The sequence below is a fragment of the Brevundimonas sp. SPF441 genome (assembly GCF_009661015.1).
GTDB classification, from domain to species: Bacteria; Pseudomonadota; Alphaproteobacteria; order Caulobacterales; family Caulobacteraceae; genus Brevundimonas; species Brevundimonas vesicularis.
This window is the reverse complement of the sequence record NZ_WJWX01000004.1, coordinates 93016-107595: the sequence shown is the minus strand read 5'-3', so window position 1 is coordinate 107595 and position 14580 is coordinate 93016. Positions and strand designations below refer to the sequence as shown.

The window sequence follows — 14580 nt, the reverse complement described above, 5'->3', positions numbered from 1 at the left end:
CGGACCTCTCGGGGGAGCGATCCGCAACAGGTAGCGATCTAGCTCTTAAGACGCCAGCCCGAGCGGAACACCAGCCAGCAAACCACGCCCATGACGGCCATCAGCACGGCCGACCCTATGACGCCGACCGTCAGATTGCTCTCGGCATGGCCGATGAAGCCGTAACGGAAGCCGTCGATCAGATAGAAGAAGGGGTTGTAGCGGCTCAGCGCCCGGAACGGCTCGGGCAGGTTCTCGACCAGATAGAAGGTCCCCGACAGGAAGGTCATTGGCATGACGATGAAGTTCTGGACCGCCGACAGGTGGTCAAATTTCTCGCTCCACAGCCCCGCCAGCACCCCGGTCATGCCCATGATGAAACAGGCGGCCAGGGCGAACCAGACGATGGCGAAGATGTTGGCGATGGCCAGCGGCGCGAACGGCAGCACGCAGATCGCCGTCACCAGACCGACCGCCAGGCCGCGCGTCGCGGCGCCTAGCGTAAAGCCCAGCGTCAGCTCCAGCGGGCTGAGCGGCGGGGTCAGGAAATCGGTCGCGGTACCCATGATCTTGGCCTGGATCAGGCTGGACGAGGCGTTGGCGAAGGCGTTGTTCAACATGGCCATCATGATGAGGCCGGGCGCGACGAACAGCGCGAACGGCGTGCCGTGCAGCGGCGGCCGCGCGTTCTGAAGCGCCACCACGAACACCAGCATATAGAGCAGCGTCGTGACCACCGGCGCCGCCACCGTCTGGGCGCCCACCTTCCAGAAGCGACGCACCTCGCGCAGATACAGGGTCTGCACCCCGATCCAGTTGATCCCCGGATAGCGACGCGGCTGCGGGAGGCCGGCAGGCCGGGTGGAGATCAGATCGGGCGTATCGGTCATGGCCCGCCAGATGCGCTCGACCGCCGCGCTTCGCAAGAGATCAGGCGAGATCGTCCCGAAAACGACGGCGCCGCCTTAACCTTAACGATGATTCAATATCTGGTTTCTGTGGACAGGATGATTCGCACATCTTGCGTCTCTTAACGGCTGGTTTACGATTAGTTGTAGGTCAAGACCCCGGAGGGGGAGCCTGGACCTAGATATTGAATCCAAACTCGCTGGAGGGTGGCATGACCGCAGGCTGGACCGACGACCGCGTAGGCGCGCTAAAGAAGCTCTGGCTTGAGGGCCAGTCCGCGAGCCAGATCGCCAAACAACTGGGCGGCGGGGTCACCCGAAACGCCGTGATCGGCAAGGTGCACCGTCTGGGCCTGTCGGGCCGGGCCGCCCCGTCGCAACCGGCGCGCACCGTCGCCGCGACCTTCCGCACCGCGCGTCCGCGTCCGGCGCCGGCCGCTCCGGCGCAGCAACCTTCGGCCCCGCGCCGTCTGGAAGCCGTCCAGCCCAAGCCGGTCGAACCCGCCGCGCCCGTCCCCGCCCCGATCCCGGACCTGCCGGGCACGGCGACCGTGATGACGCTAGGCGCCCACATGTGCAAATGGCCGATCGGCGACCCGTCGTCGCGCGAGTTCAGCTTCTGCGGCCGCCGCTCGTCGGAAGGCGTCTATTGCGTCGAACACGCCCGTGTCGCCTACCAGCCGCAAGTCCGTCGCGGCTCCAAGGAAAGCGGTTCCGATCTGGCCCGCAGCCTGCGTCGTTACATCTAAGGGCGCTACCGCGCTTCGCGCGACATGAGCGCGGCGTTTCGCGCAGGGCGCACGACTGCGCTCAAGTCGCGAGCGACCGCTTCGCGAACGTAGCGCCAAAAAGATGCTCCCTAGGGAGCCGACTTCCCCCTCGCCGGTTCGCGCAAGCGGCCGGCGAGACTTCGGGGGCGGGGCTGCGGTTCATCCGGGTTGACGCAGCCCCATCCGCCCTCAGTTCAGCACCCGCCGCGCATCCGGCGTATCTAGCGAGAACGCCGGAATCTGCGCCTCGAAACTGCGCCCATCCGCATCCGTCATATAATAGGCGCCCACCATTGAGCCGCTGTCGGTGCCCAGCGGACAGCCCGAGGCGTAGGCGTAGCTGCCGCCCGGCTCGATCACCGGCTGTTCGCCGACCACGCCGGGGCCGCGCACCTCTTCGACATGGCCGTGGCCGTCGGTGATGGTCCAGCGACGCGCCATCAGCTGCACCGTCGAGCCCGTCAGGTTCACGATCTCGATCTGGTAGGCCCAGACCCAGCGGCCTTCGTCGGGATCGGACTGGCCCGCCAGATAGCTGGGCCGCACCCGGATCAGAATGCCGTTCGTCTCGGCGGTATAGGCAGGACCATCGTGCATGGGCTATATGCTCGCCCCGCCACGCGCGGGCTGCAAGCGCGACTTGGAGACAAGTCGTGAAAACCGTGTGAGACAGACGCCATGAGCTCCTTCCAAGCGCCCCGTCCCGGCATCCTGCCCGCCCAGTCCATCGAGACGCTGATCGCCGCCGGCGCCGTCACGTCCGACACGCCCTTCGACCACGACCAGGTCCAGCCGGCCAGCCTGGATCTGCGGCTGTCGGACCAAGCCTGGCGCGTGCGCGCCTCCTTCCTGCCCGGGCGACGCAAGGTCGAGGACCGCATCGCAGACGTGGCCATGCACGCCATCGAGATCACCGAGGCGGGCGTCGTGCTGGAAAAGGGCTGCGTCTATATCGTGCGCCTTCAGGAGCGGCTGAAACTGCCCCAGGGCCTTATCGCCCGCGCCAATCCGAAAAGCTCGACCGGCCGCGTCGATGTCTTCGTGCGTCTGCTGACCGATCAGGGCGCCAGCTTCGATGACGTGGCAGAAGGCTATGACGGCCCGCTCTATATGGAGGTCGCGCCCCAGACCTTCTCCATCCTGGTCCGTCCCGGCACGCGCCTGAACCAGCTGCGGCTCAAGGCCGGCGACCCGCCCAAGCTGGAGACCCGCTCGGTCGGCGTCGATCTGCAGGGCGGCGACATCGTCGGCTTCCGCGGGCGTCGCCATGCGGGCGTGGTGGATCTGGACCACATCGACGGCCACGACCCGCGCGACTTCTGGGAGCCGCTGAGCCTGCGCCGTGGCGAACTGCTGCTGGATCCGGGCGAGTTCTACATTCTGGCCTCGTCCGACGACGTCGAAATCCCGGTCGATCAGGCCGCCGAAATGACCCCCATCGATCCGTCGGTCGGCGAGTTCCGCGTCCACTACGCCGGCTTCTTCGACCCCGGCTTCGGCACCGACGAGGCGCATGGCGCGGGCTCGAAAGGCGTGTTGGAAGTCCGCACCCACGACACGCCGTTCCTGCTGGAACACGGCCAGATCGTCGCCCGCCTGGTTTACGAGCCCCTGACCGAACGCCCCAGCCGCCTGTATGGCGAAAGCGGCAGCCATTATCAGAACCAGGGCCTGAAGCTGTCGAAGCATTTCAAGGCGTGGTGATCGCGCCGGGTGGCGAGTAGTTAGTGGCGAGTGACGAGCCGTTCGATATCGTCCTCGCCACTCGTCACGCGATACTCGCCACTCAAGTGAGCTTGTCCGCCTTCCTCAGCCCCGGGAACATCGTCGCCCAGGCCCCGGTCGCGGCCAGGGCGCCGAACCCGCCGAACACCGCCGCGCCGACCGCGCCCAGCAGCCGGACCATGACGCCGGAATAGGCCTCGCCCAGTTCGTTCGAGGCGCCGATGAACAGCATGGACACCGACGACACCCGGCCGCGCATGTGATCGGGCGTGGCCAGTTGGATCAGGGTCTGGCGCACATTGACGCTGATCATGTCCGCCGCCCCGCCAATGAACAGGGCCAGGCCCGACAGCCAGACGATGCGCGACAGGCCGAAGGTGATGGTGCACAGGCCGAACACCGCCACCGCCGCGAACATCCAGCGCCCGCCGTTCTGACGGATCGGATAGCGGCTCAGATAAATGGCCATGACCATGGCCCCCACGCCGAACGACGCCCGCAGCAGGCCGAACCCTTGCGGTCCGACATGCAGGATGTCGCGCGCGAAGATGGGCGTCAGCAGGGCCACGCCCGCCAGCAGCACCACCACCAGATCCAACGAAATGGCGCCCAGCACGATCTTGGTCTTCCAGACATAGGCCAGCCCCTCCTTGACCGAATCCACCGGCGACAGCGGATTGGCCTGGGGCGCGGGCTTGCCGCTGGTGCGGATCAGGATGAAGGCCGCGACAGCCAGCAGGAACATGCCCAACGACACCGCATAGGCCAGGGGCACGTTCACCCCCACGATCACCCCGCCCAGGGCCGGGCCGGCGATAGCCCCGGTCTGAAACGCGATGGACTGGGCCGCGATGGCGGGCGGCAGGGCCTTGCGCCCCACCACCATCGGCAGGAAGGCCTGGCTGGCCGGCGCCAAGAACGCCCGCGCCGCGCCAAACAGGGCCGCGACCGCCAACAGACCCCACAGCGGCGGGTTGCCATGCAGGGCCATGGCCAGGAACGATCCCGCGCAGGCCGCCTCGACCAGGATCGAGATCCACACCGTGCGCTTTCTGTCGCGCCGATCCGCCATCGCCCCGGCGGGCAGGGTAAAGGCCAGCAACGGCAGGAACTGACACAGCCCCACCAGCCCCAGATACAGGCTGGCCTCCTCGATCGGGTGATCGCGCCGGGCGATCTCATAGACCTGCCACAACAGGGCCGACGACTGAATCTGGATCGCCAGAACGGCGACCACGCGGCCGAACCACAACAGGCGGAAGTCGCGAATGCCCCACGGACTGTCGGGGCCGGCGTCAATGGAGTCTGAGGTCACGTGCGTCTGGGCTGTTTCGGATAGGGCGAACCGTCGCGGTGGAAATAGCGGTCCGCGCCCGCAGGCAGGACCATGTCGATGTCGGGGTAGTCGCAAGGGGTGACGGTCGGGCTGCGCGTGCCGACCTCGAGCAGAACCGCGTCATGGCCGGATCGGTTCTCCAGCTTATGGCCGTTCGGCACGCCGGCCTTGAACCCGGCGCAGTCGCCGGCGCGCAGAACCGTCTCGCCGTCGTCCTCGATCAGGACCACCTCGCCCTCGACCACCATGACGAACTCGTCCTCGTCGGCGTGCCAGTGGCGCTGGCTGGACCAGGCGCCGTCGGGCAGCCGCAGCAGGTTGACGCCGAACTGGCTCAGCCCCGCCGCATCGCCCAGCCGCCAGCGGCGGCGTGGCTTGCACGGCTCTGCGAACTCTTCGGGATAGGTCGTACCGTCGCCTCTCGGCGCGCTGTCGATGTCGATCTTGGGCATGGGCCTTCTCGCCTTCGTGCGATTTCCGTAAAGCATAGCCGCATGAGCCGCGCATCAACTCCCGTTATCGATCCCGTCGAACTGACTCGCGACCTGATCCGCATCCCCTCCGTCACCCCCGCCGACGAGGGGGCGATGGATGTGCTGGAGCGGCATCTGACGGCGCTGGGCTTCACCTGCCGCCGACTGGCCTTCGAGGGACCAGGCGGGCAAGGCGTCCATGCGCGGATCGAGAACCTGTATGCGCGGCGCGGGACCGCCTCGCCCAACCTGTGTTTCGCCGGCCATACGGACGTGGTCCCGACCGGCCCGTCGGATCAGTGGTCGTCGCAACCCTTCAACGCCGAGGTCAAGGACGGCGTCCTGTACGGTCGCGGCGCAGTGGACATGAAGGGCGGGATCGCCGCCTGGGTCGCCGCCGTGTCCCAGGTCATCGCGGACCGCGAGCCCGAGGGCTCCCTCTCCTTCCTGATCACCGGCGACGAGGAAGGCCCCGCCCTGCACGGCACCAAGCGCGTGGTCGAGGCCCTGGCCGCCGAGGGCGAGGTCATCGACGCCTGCGTCGTCGGCGAACCCTCGTCGTCGCAACAGCTGGGCGACATGATCAAGGTCGGGCGGCGCGGCTCGTTGAACACCTGGATCACCGTCCACGGCAAGCAAGGCCACGTCGCCTATCCCGAGCGCGCCGCCAACCCGGCCCCGGTGATCGCGAAGCTGATGGCCCACCTGAACGACCACGTTCTGGACGAAGGCTACGAGAACTTCCCCCCATCGAACCTGGAAATCACCACCATCGACATCGGCAATCCGGCGACCAACATCATCCCGGCCCAGGCGACGGCGCGGCTGAACATCCGCTTCAACCCCAGCCATACCGGCGACGCCCTGATCGACTGGCTGAACCGCGAGGCCGGCGCCATGCAGGCCGAGACCGGACTTCAGATCACCCTGGAGCACCTATGCTCGGGCGAGGCCTTCCTGACCGAGCCGGGCGCCTTCGTGGAGGCGGTTCAGGACGCTGTCGAGGCCGTGGCGGGCCGTCGCCCCGAGGCCTCGACCACCGGCGGCACCTCCGACGCCCGCTTCATCCGCGCCCTGTGCCCGGTGCTGGAACTGGGCCTGGTCGGCCAGACCATGCACCAGATCGACGAACGCGTGCCGACGGCGGAGCTGGAGACGCTGACGGCGGTCTATCGCCGGGTGATCGAGACGGTGTTCGAGCGGTTGTAGAGCGACTATCTGTCGTCAATTCACATAGGCGAAATCAGCTCGGCGAAGCCGCCCAATTTAACCTTTGGCAGTCAGAGCAAGCCATAGTTTTGCATTGACCATATGGCTGGTTCTCAAGAGGGTGGGACTAGCTGATAAGGCCTATTTTTAGGGTAGCTATGTCGACTGCTGAGATCCAACTTCTCGCCGACCATGTCACCCTCAAGACATGGCGATCATATGAGCGAGTCAGCGATCGTGCAGATCATGAGACTTGGCGAGAGATTTACCCGTTTGCCGTCGGCTATGCAGTCCACATCTGGTGCTGGCTTTTCGATCAGACGAACAACCCTCTAAGTGATCATTTCGACGAGTTTGTAGAGCGCGTGAGCCTCGGGAGCCAAGGCGCATATGAAGAACTTTTCGGTCCGTGGGATAGCGAGGGTGCCGAGGCATCGTTCCTTGAGGAAGTTGTCTCGGCATACATGGACGTCGATTATCTCTGGCAAGTCTATCGCCAGAATTATGATCGGCTAGGAGCAGGGGCGATGGACTTGGCGGTTGATGAAAGCGATCTGTTTGAAGCTGAACATCCCACGGCTCATGCATTTCGTCTTGTTGCAGGTTTCATCACCGAAGCCATGATGGCCGATGCTGCAAAGATGCAGAAGTAGTCAGCTAAACGACATTCGGCGTCCGCCGCCCTGCCAAGACGTTAGCTGATGCGTGTAATCACGCCCTGCCTAACTCCGCTCCAAGAACCGCAGCGCCGTCAGCACATGCGTCTTCACCCCCAGCGGCAGCACCTTCTCGTTCGGTGAAAACTCCGGCGAATGGTTCGGGGCGGACTGGGACGGGTCGACGCCGTCGGGACTGGCCCCGAGATGGTAGAAGACGCCGGGGATGACCTGCTGGAAATAGCTGAAGTCCTCGGCCACCGTGGTCGGGGGCGTGGCGGGGTTGACGTTGCCCTCGCCCGCCGCCTCGGTCAGGACCGGGGCCAGCCAGGCGGACAGGCCGGGGTCGTTGAACACCAAAGCCGCATTCTGTTTGACGCCGAACTCGGCGGTGGCGCCGTAGGCCTCTGCGACGTGGTCGATGGCGGTCTCCGCACGGGCGACCAGGGCGTCGCGCTGGGCCGTATCGAAGGTGCGCAGGGTGCCCGACAGCGTCGCGCTGTCGGGGATGATGTTGTAGCGGACGCCGGCGTTGATCGTGGCGATGGTGAAGACGGTCGGGGTCGTGGTCGGATCGACCGTGCGCGCGGTCAGGGTGTTGACCGTCTCGACCACCTGACCCGCCACCGCGATCACATCGACCCCGCGCCAAGGCCAGGCGCCGTGCGTCTGCTTGCCCTTCAGGCGGATGTCCACGCGGTCGGAGGCGGCCATGAACCCTTCCGGCCGATAGAAGACGCTGCCCGGACGGCCCGGCACGACGTGCAGGCCAAAGATAGCCTCAGGCTTGGGATCGTTCAGCCCCCCTTCGGCGATCATCAGGGCCGCCCCGCCCTTGGGCTCTCCCGGAGGCGCGCCCTCCTCGGCCGGCTGGAAGACGAAGACCACCGTGCCGGCGATCCGGTCCTTCATCCCGGCCAGCACCTCGGCCGCGCCCATCAGCATGGCCATATGCATGTCGTGGCCGCAGGCGTGGGCCACGGGAACCGTATTGCCCATATAGGTCCCGGTCGCGCTCGAGGCGAAGTCGAGGCCGGTCGCCTCCTGCACCGGCAGGGCGTCCATGTCGGCGCGCAGGGCCACGACCCGCCCCGATCGCGCGCCGCGCAGCACACCGATCACGCCCGTCTTGCCGACCCCGGTTCGGACCTCCAGTCCCAGCGACCGCAGGTGTTCGGCGATCACCCCGGCCGAACGGGTCTCGGCGAAGCCCAGTTCGGGATGCTGGTGAAAGTCTCGCCGCCAGGCGACGACCTCTGGCATGACGCGCTGCACGGCGGCGTCCACGCTGGCCGTATCGACCTGAGCCTGAGCGGCGCCGGCGGCAAGCAGCAGCGCCAGTGTGGAGGCGGCGAACAATCGGCGCATGTGAAGGTCCCGTGAAATTTTCAGCCCGACGACAGGTGACGGCGCCGCACCCGCTTGTGCAAGCCGTCGCGAACGGCGATTTCTGTCCGCATGGGTGAGAAGGCCTTCAAGAGCGCAAAGACCGAATGGCGAGACGTCGTTCTGGTCTGCCGCAAATGTTCGAAAAAGCTGGACGGCGGCTTCGGCCCCGGCGGCGATCTGACGCTGAAGAAGGCGCTGCGCAAATATCTGCACCTGAAGAAGGGCAAACAGGGTCGCAAGGGCGAGCTGACGGTCGTCGGCGCCGACTGTTTCGACATCTGTCCCAAGGGCGCCGTCGTCGCCGTCAACACGGCCCAGCCCAAGAAGCTGCTGATCATTCCGGCCGGCGCCGATCTGTTCGAGGTCAAGACGCGGCTGGCGCTGGACGACGGACGGCGGTTGAAGCGGATCGACGCCGCCGACTGAGGCTCGGCGCCTTTCTTCCGGCGGCCAGCCGTGTCAGAGCGAAACCATGGATGACACTCGCATCGAAAAACGCGTCGGCGTTCAGGCGACCTCGGACCGCATCTGGGACCTGGTCGCGGACCTGCCCGGCTGGGGCGCCTGGAACCCGATCGACAGGGACGTCGAGGGCGCCATCGCCTATGGCGGCCGTCTGACCATGACCGAGGCATGGCCGGACATGGCGGAACGCCAGTCGGCGGCCCAGGTGGTGGAATGGCAGCCGCGCGCGCGGCTGGTCTGGGCCGAACGGCGCGGATTCCTGTTCCAGAGCCTGCGCTACATCCAGATCGAGGAGCTGGCGCCCGGCAACTGCATCGTCGCCATCGGCATCCGCTTTTCAGGCATTCGCGGCGAGCTGTTCCACGACAAGCATCGCCCGGCGATGAAAAAGGCGCTGGAAAGCGCCGCAGAGGGTCTGAAGGCGGCGGCGGAGCGCGCCTAACGCCCGTCCTTCATCATATCGATGACGTTCAGGATCGCCGGCCCCAGAATGACGATGAACAGGACCGGCAGGAAGAACAGGATCATGGGCACGGTCAGTTTGGCCGGCAGGGCCGAGGCCTTCTTCTCTGCGGCGGACATCCGCAAATCGCGATTTTCCTTCGCCATCACACGCAAAGCGGTGGCCAGCGGCGTGCCGTAGGTCTCGGCCTGCGTCATGGCGGTCGCGACCGACTTCACGCCCGGGTGGTTGGTGCGCTTGCCCAGATTTTCGTAGGCCATGCGACGGTCGGGCAGATAGCTCAACTCCGCCGACAGCAGCGAAAGCTCCTCGGCCAGATCGATCGAAGACGGCCCCATCTCCTGGCTGACCTTGGCGATCGCCGCCTCGATCGACATGCCCGCCTCGACACAGATCAGCAGAAGGTCCAGCGCGTCAGGGAACGCCTGCATGATCGAGGCGCGGCGCTTGTCGATCCGATTTTTCAAATAGATGTTCGGCGCATAGAAGCCGGCGACCGCCGCCGCCATGGTCGCGGTCACCTTGTTCATCGTAGGCCAGTCCACGACCTTGATCACGAATAGATAGAAGGCCGCCACGATCATGAAAATGAAGGGCGAAGCGAAGCGGAAGAAGTAGAAGGTCGTCAGCGGACGCGGCCCGCGATAGCCGGCCTGCACCATCTGACCCGCGACCTTGGGATCTTCCAGCAGCTTGCTGAGGTTCAGCCGATCCACGATCCGCTTCTTGAAGCCGTCATCAGTGTGACGCAGCGCGCCCTGACCACCGGCCATGTTCGCGCGTGATCGGCGTTTCAGGTCGTCGCGGCGTTCCGCGACGGCCTTCATCCGCTTGTCCAGCGCAACCCCGCCCGTCATCGACGACAACAGGGTGACGACCGTGGCGAAGACCAGCACACCCACGCCGATGCTAAGCAGGTTCTGCGGGTCGGTGATGAAGCGGATGAAGCTTTCCATGATCCCGGCCTTAGAACTTGAACGAGATCATGCGCTTCATGACGAAGATGCCGGTCGCCATCAGCAGCGCCGCCATCAGCAGCATGAAGTTGCCGCGGAAATCGGTGAACAGCGGCATCATGTACGAGGGGGTCGTGAACATGACCATCGTCATGACCGCAGGCGGCAGGGAGGCGATGATGCCGGCCGAAGCCAGGGCTTCGGACGACAGAGCCTTGATCTTTTCGCCCATCATCCGACGAGCGCGGAGCACGGCCGACAGATTACCCAGCGCCTCGGCCAGGTTGCCGCCGGTCTTCTGCTGGATGGCGATGACGATTGTGAAGAATCGCAATTCCGACGTCGGCATCCGGCCGTACATCTTCTCCAACGCCTGCTCCAGGGTCAGGCCGACGCCCAGGCCCTCAACAAGCGTCTGAAATTCGGGCCCAAGCGGAGCCGAGCTCTCGCGGGCGATGATCTTGAAACACTCGTGGACCGGCAGGCCCGACTTGATGCCGCGCACGATCACGTCGACGGCGTTGGGAAACTCAAGCGAGAACTTCTTCATCCGCGATTTGCCGAGGAAGCCCACGACCCAGCGCGGCAGTCCCAGGCCGAAAATCAAGGCGATCCCTAGCACCACCAGGATCGGCAGTCCGAAGATCAGCGCGCCTAGGCCAGTCACCAGCCCGACCACCGCCGAGATGATGTAGAAGGTGCGGACGCTCAAACTCAGGCCGGCCTGTTTCAGGCGGGCCGCCAGGGTCGTGCGCGCCTTGCGCTCGCGCCGGTCGGCGTCCTGCAACTGAACCAGGATCTGCTTGCGACGCGCCTCCGGCGTATTGGCGGCGGCGGCCTTGCGGGCGATCGCGGCGCTCTTCTTGGGTTCGCCCATGCTCTGGGCGCGCTTGACGGCTTGGGCCGAGGAATCGTCTCCACCGACGAAGACCCAGCCCAGTCCGCCGATGGTGATGAAGGCCAGAACGGCGGCGAGAATTGGAAGCATCGTCCTATTCCGCCGCGTCCAGGGCGTCGGCCAGCTCGCGCTCCAGCCCGTAGTATCGGGCGCGGTCCCAGAAGCGGGGACGGGCGATGCCGGTCGAGCGATGACGGCCGATGATCTTGCCGTTCTCGTCCTCGCCAGTGATGTCGTAGACAAACAGGTCCTGCGTCACGATCACATCGCCTTCCAGGCCCACGACCTCGGTGATGTGAGTGATGCGGCGCGAACCGTCGCGCAGACGGGCGGCCTGGATGATGACGTCAACCGAGCCGACGATCATTTCGCGGATCGTCTTGGACGGCAGGCCGTAGCCGCCCATGGTGATCATGGACTCCATCCGGCTGATGGCCTCGCGCGGGCTGTTGGCGTGCAGCGTGCCCATGGACCCGTCGTGGCCCGTGTTCATGGCCTGCAACAGGTCGAACGCCTCGGGTCCGCGCACCTCGCCGACGATGATCCGCTCGGGACGCATCCGCAGGCAGTTCTTGACCAGATCCCGCATCGTGATCGTGCCCTGGCCTTCCAGGTTCGGCGGGCGAGTTTCCAGACGCACGACGTGCGGCTGCTGCAGTTGCAGTTCGGCGGCGTCCTCGCAGGTGATGACGCGCTCGGTCGGGTCGATGAAGGCCGTCAGGGTGTTCAGCAGCGTCGTCTTGCCCGAGCCGGTGCCGCCCGAGATGACCAGATTGCATCGCGACGCGCCTATGACGCCGAGAACGCGCGCGCCCTCGGGACTGATGGAGGCGTACTCCACCAGATTCTTCATCGTCAGCTTGTCCTTCTTGAACTTCCGGATCGTCAGCGTCGGGCCGTCGATAGCCAGCGGCGGAGCGATGACGTTGACGCGCGAACCGTCCGGCAGACGGGCGTCGCAGATGGGGCTGCTTTCGTCCACGCGACGGCCGACCTGGCTCACGATCCGCTGGCAGATATTCATCAGCTGAGTGTTGTCGCGGAACCGGACATTGGTCAGCTGCACCTTGCCTGCGACCTCGATGAAGACGCGGCCGGCGCCATTGACCATGATGTCGGCGATGTCGTCGCGGCTCAGCAGCGGCTCCAGCGGACCATAGCCCAGAACGTCGTTGACGATGTCCTGAACCAGATGCTCCTGCTCGGCGACCGACATGGAGACGTTCTTGATCGCCACCAGTTCGGCGACGATGTCGCGGATCTCTTCCGACGCCGCCTTCTGGTCCAGATGCGCCAGCTGGGCCAGGTCGATGGTGTTCATCAACGCGTTGAAGATCGTCGTCTTCGTGGCGTGATAGTAGTCGCTCTGTTCGCGGACGATCTCGGCGACCGCCTGGGCCTTCTTCAGCTGTTCAAGACCCGCCGTGGCCTTCGGGCCCGTGCCTGCGACATTGCCGGTAGGACGCGGAGCCTCAGGCGCCGGCTTGGGCTTGGGACGCGAAGCCAGGGCGTCCAGACGATCGGCCGGCGCGGGCTGGGTCGGCGCGGACGCGCGGTCGAAGGCGTCGGCCGCCGGCTCCAGTTCCTCGTCAGCAAAGGCGTAGGCTGGCGTCTTGCTTGTCGCCGCCATCGGCGCGGCGGTCGCCTGCATGCTGAACACGGACACAGGTTCGCCGCCGGGCGCGGATGCCGCAGCGGGGGCCGGAGCCGGCCGCAGGGGCGCAGGGGCGGCGCCGGGCTGACCTGTGCGTTTGCCGAACATGCGTCAGCGCTTCTTGAACATATTGGCGAACAAGGATTTCGACGCCCCATCGGCCGGCTTGGTCTTCTCTGCCTTGCCAGCCTTTGCCGGCTTGGCCTTGGGGCCCGCCACCATCGGCAGTTCGCGGCGCGACACGATCTGGGCCAAGGTCTGGAAGGCTTCGGCCGACTTGGTCTTCGCGCCGGCGTCCAGGATCATCTGGCCGTTGTTGGCGGCCGCGCCAAAGGTCTTGGCGTCGAACGGAATGATCAGGCTCGGATGCACCCCGAGCGCCGCGCCGAAGTCCTTGGCCGGAATTTCCGGGCGACCCGGCACGCCGACCTGGTTCAGCACCAGGCGCGGCGGCGCGTCATTGGGGCGGCCCTGACGGATCAGGTCGATCATGTTTTTGGCGTTGCGCAGGGACGCCAGGTCCGGCGTCGCCACGACCACCACCTCGTCAGCGCTGATCAGGGTGCGGCGCATCCACGGCGACCACAGGTGCGGAAGGTCCAGCACGACGAAGGGCGCCGTGGCGCGGATCTGGTTGGTGACCTCCTCGAACGCCTCGGTCGAGATGTCCCAGTCCGTGTCGAGACTGGCGGGCGCCGCAAACAGGCTCAGCTTGTCGGTGCAGCGGACCATCATCCGGTCCAGCAGCGTTGAATCCAGCCGATCGGGCTGGCCCAGGGCGTCGGCGACGCCGTTCAGCGGGTCCTGGTTGAAATCCAGGCCGGCGGTGCCGAACGGCAGGTCGTAATCGACGATCACCGTATTGGCGCCGATCCGCTCGGAAATCGCATAGGCGGTGTTGTGCGCCACGGCCGAGGCCCCCGCCCCGCCCCGCGCCCCGACGAAGGCGATGGTGCGACCCACGAAGGGCTGGGCCGGGTCGTTGAACAGGCCGCCGATGGCCGCAATCAGCTGCAGCGGCTGCAAGGGCGCGACCAGATATTCACTGACCCCGCGCCGCATCAGCTCGCGGAACAGGATGATGTCGTTCGTCGCGCCGATCACCACGACCTTGGTGCCGGCGTCGCAGACCTCGGCCAGCTGATCGACTTCCCACAGCAGGGTCTGGGGGTCTTTCAGGCACTCGACGATGATCAGCGGCGGTGTCGGCTCATGCTGATAGGTCTCGACGGCCGCAGCGACGCCGCCGACTCGGATCTGGGTCGTGGCGCGCGACAGGCGACGGTCCTGGGCCGCACGCTCGGCCGAGGCGAGGGTGTCCTGGCGCTCGGCGAAGACATGGATGGCGATGCGCGGCACCGACACTTCACCGATGTTGCTGGCGGGGGCCAGACCGGTAAAGGCCAGACCCGTGTCCATCAGGCTGGCTTGCGCCTGGGCGACCACGTCACCGACCGGATTGAAGCCAGCGGCGTCGGGCGCATAGACCGGGGCGGCCGAGACCGGCGCCAGGGGCGCGGCTTGAAGCGGCGATTGGGGCTGAGGCGCCGCACCGGCCGGCATCGCCGACGCCGCAGGCGTGAACTGAAGCGGGCTGCGCGGCGCTGCGACGTCGTCAACCGGAGGCGCGAACTCCATATCGACATCGAACGCGTCGTCGAAGGTGTCGAACCCGCGAGGGGCTGGGGCTGTGCTCATG

14 protein-coding genes and 1 pseudogene are annotated in these 14580 nt (G+C 66.2%); 6 read left to right on the top strand and 9 right to left on the bottom strand.

The annotated features are described in order from the left end of the window. Positions 1-38 precede the first annotated feature (38 nt). Positions 39-869, bottom strand: coding sequence for an ABC transporter permease (locus tag GGC30_RS04510; RefSeq protein WP_153922884.1), 831 nt, complete (start codon positions 867-869; stop codon positions 39-41). A gap of 230 nt (positions 870-1099) precedes the next feature. Here GGC30_RS04510 and GGC30_RS04505 point away from each other — a divergent pair, with 230 nt between their 5' ends. Then, positions 1100-1636 carry a GcrA family cell cycle regulator gene (locus GGC30_RS04505; RefSeq protein WP_017506617.1) on the top strand — a complete coding sequence of 179 codons (537 nt, stop codon included), beginning with the start codon at positions 1100-1102 and terminating at the stop codon, positions 1634-1636. Positions 1637-1846: 210 nt separating this feature from the next. Here the strand turns inward: GGC30_RS04505 and apaG are convergent, their stop codons facing one another. After that, positions 1847-2254, bottom strand: coding sequence for a Co2+/Mg2+ efflux protein ApaG (gene apaG / locus GGC30_RS04500; protein WP_017506618.1), 408 nt, complete (start codon positions 2252-2254; stop codon positions 1847-1849). An 81-nt stretch (positions 2255-2335) separates the two neighbouring features. Here apaG and GGC30_RS04495 point away from each other — a divergent pair, with 81 nt between their 5' ends. Beyond that, on the top strand, positions 2336-3361 hold the full coding sequence (locus GGC30_RS04495; protein WP_055754408.1) for a 2'-deoxycytidine 5'-triphosphate deaminase: 1026 nt from the start codon (positions 2336-2338) through the stop codon (positions 3359-3361). A gap of 82 nt (positions 3362-3443) precedes the next feature. On the opposite strand, the gene GGC30_RS04490 is transcribed toward GGC30_RS04495, so the two are convergent. Continuing rightward, the gene (locus GGC30_RS04490) at positions 3444-4697 is read right to left on the bottom strand and encodes an MFS transporter (protein WP_370451873.1); all 1254 of its coding nucleotides are present in this window, start codon (positions 4695-4697) and stop codon (positions 3444-3446) included. Further along, positions 4694-5170 carry a cupin domain-containing protein gene (locus GGC30_RS04485; protein WP_153922883.1) on the bottom strand — a complete coding sequence of 159 codons (477 nt, stop codon included), beginning with the start codon at positions 5168-5170 and terminating at the stop codon, positions 4694-4696. The genes GGC30_RS04490 and GGC30_RS04485 overlap by 4 nt, the downstream gene beginning before the upstream one ends. A gap of 42 nt (positions 5171-5212) precedes the next feature. Here GGC30_RS04485 and dapE point away from each other — a divergent pair, with 42 nt between their 5' ends. Beyond that, on the top strand, positions 5213-6400 hold the full coding sequence (gene dapE, locus GGC30_RS04480) for a succinyl-diaminopimelate desuccinylase (protein ID WP_153922882.1): 1188 nt from the start codon (positions 5213-5215) through the stop codon (positions 6398-6400). A gap of 158 nt (positions 6401-6558) precedes the next feature. After that, a complete protein-coding gene (locus tag GGC30_RS04475; RefSeq protein ID WP_153922881.1) occupies positions 6559-7053 on the top strand; it encodes a hypothetical protein in 495 nt (164 codons plus the stop codon). A gap of 69 nt (positions 7054-7122) precedes the next feature. Here GGC30_RS04475 and GGC30_RS04470 read toward each other — a convergent pair whose 3' ends face one another. Next, a complete protein-coding gene (locus GGC30_RS04470) occupies positions 7123-8424 on the bottom strand; it encodes an amidohydrolase (RefSeq protein WP_153922880.1) in 1302 nt (433 codons plus the stop codon). Positions 8425-8514: 90 nt separating this feature from the next. Between GGC30_RS04470 and GGC30_RS04465 the strand changes: the two genes are divergently transcribed. Continuing rightward, the gene (locus GGC30_RS04465; protein WP_153922879.1) at positions 8515-8871 is read left to right on the top strand and encodes a hypothetical protein; all 357 of its coding nucleotides are present in this window, start codon (positions 8515-8517) and stop codon (positions 8869-8871) included. 46 nt (positions 8872-8917) lie between these two features. Further along, complete coding sequence (locus GGC30_RS04460) at positions 8918-9352, top strand: SRPBCC domain-containing protein (RefSeq protein ID WP_153922878.1); 435 nt, start codon at positions 8918-8920, stop codon at positions 9350-9352. Here GGC30_RS04460 and GGC30_RS04455 read toward each other — a convergent pair. From GGC30_RS04455 to GGC30_RS04440, 4 genes and pseudogenes are all read right to left on the bottom strand, one after another. Further along, a complete protein-coding gene (locus GGC30_RS04455) occupies positions 9349-10329 on the bottom strand; it encodes a type II secretion system F family protein (RefSeq protein WP_153922877.1) in 981 nt (326 codons plus the stop codon). The genes GGC30_RS04460 and GGC30_RS04455 overlap by 4 nt on opposite strands. Before the next feature lie 10 nt (positions 10330-10339). Next, the gene (locus tag GGC30_RS04450; protein WP_153922876.1) at positions 10340-11317 is read right to left on the bottom strand and encodes a type II secretion system F family protein; all 978 of its coding nucleotides are present in this window, start codon (positions 11315-11317) and stop codon (positions 10340-10342) included. Between the two features lie 4 nt (positions 11318-11321). Beyond that, positions 11322-12820, bottom strand: a pseudogene (locus tag GGC30_RS04445) (CpaF family protein). A gap of 172 nt (positions 12821-12992) precedes the next feature. Further along, the gene (locus GGC30_RS04440; protein WP_153922875.1) at positions 12993-14579 is read right to left on the bottom strand and encodes a cellulose synthase operon protein YhjQ/BcsQ; all 1587 of its coding nucleotides are present in this window, start codon (positions 14577-14579) and stop codon (positions 12993-12995) included. Position 14580 lies beyond the last annotated feature (1 nt).

Excerpts from the sequence above, each read along its gene's own strand:
- GGC30_RS04495 (WP_055754408.1), top strand. The coding sequence starts at position 2,336 with ATGAGCTCCTTCCAAGCGCCCCGTCCCGGCATCCTGCCCGCCCAGTCC.
- GGC30_RS04450 (WP_153922876.1), bottom strand. The coding sequence starts at position 11,317 with ATGCTTCCAATTCTCGCCGCCGTTCTGGCCTTCATCACCATCGGCGGA.
- GGC30_RS04505 (WP_017506617.1), top strand. The coding sequence starts at position 1,100 with ATGACCGCAGGCTGGACCGACGACCGCGTAGGCGCGCTAAAGAAGCTC.
- GGC30_RS04460 (WP_153922878.1), top strand. The coding sequence starts at position 8,918 with ATGGATGACACTCGCATCGAAAAACGCGTCGGCGTTCAGGCGACCTCG.
- GGC30_RS04440 (WP_153922875.1), bottom strand. The coding sequence starts at position 14,579 with ATGAGCACAGCCCCAGCCCCTCGCGGGTTCGACACCTTCGACGACGCG.
- apaG (WP_017506618.1), bottom strand. The coding sequence starts at position 2,254 with ATGCACGATGGTCCTGCCTATACCGCCGAGACGAACGGCATTCTGATC.
- dapE (WP_153922882.1), top strand. The coding sequence starts at position 5,213 with ATGAGCCGCGCATCAACTCCCGTTATCGATCCCGTCGAACTGACTCGC.
- GGC30_RS04475 (WP_153922881.1), top strand. The coding sequence starts at position 6,559 with ATGTCGACTGCTGAGATCCAACTTCTCGCCGACCATGTCACCCTCAAG.
- GGC30_RS04510 (WP_153922884.1), bottom strand. The coding sequence starts at position 869 with ATGACCGATACGCCCGATCTGATCTCCACCCGGCCTGCCGGCCTCCCG.
- GGC30_RS04465 (WP_153922879.1), top strand. The coding sequence starts at position 8,515 with ATGGGTGAGAAGGCCTTCAAGAGCGCAAAGACCGAATGGCGAGACGTC.
- GGC30_RS04485 (WP_153922883.1), bottom strand. The coding sequence starts at position 5,170 with ATGCCCAAGATCGACATCGACAGCGCGCCGAGAGGCGACGGTACGACC.
- GGC30_RS04470 (WP_153922880.1), bottom strand. The coding sequence starts at position 8,424 with ATGCGCCGATTGTTCGCCGCCTCCACACTGGCGCTGCTGCTTGCCGCC.
- GGC30_RS04455 (WP_153922877.1), bottom strand. The coding sequence starts at position 10,329 with ATGGAAAGCTTCATCCGCTTCATCACCGACCCGCAGAACCTGCTTAGC.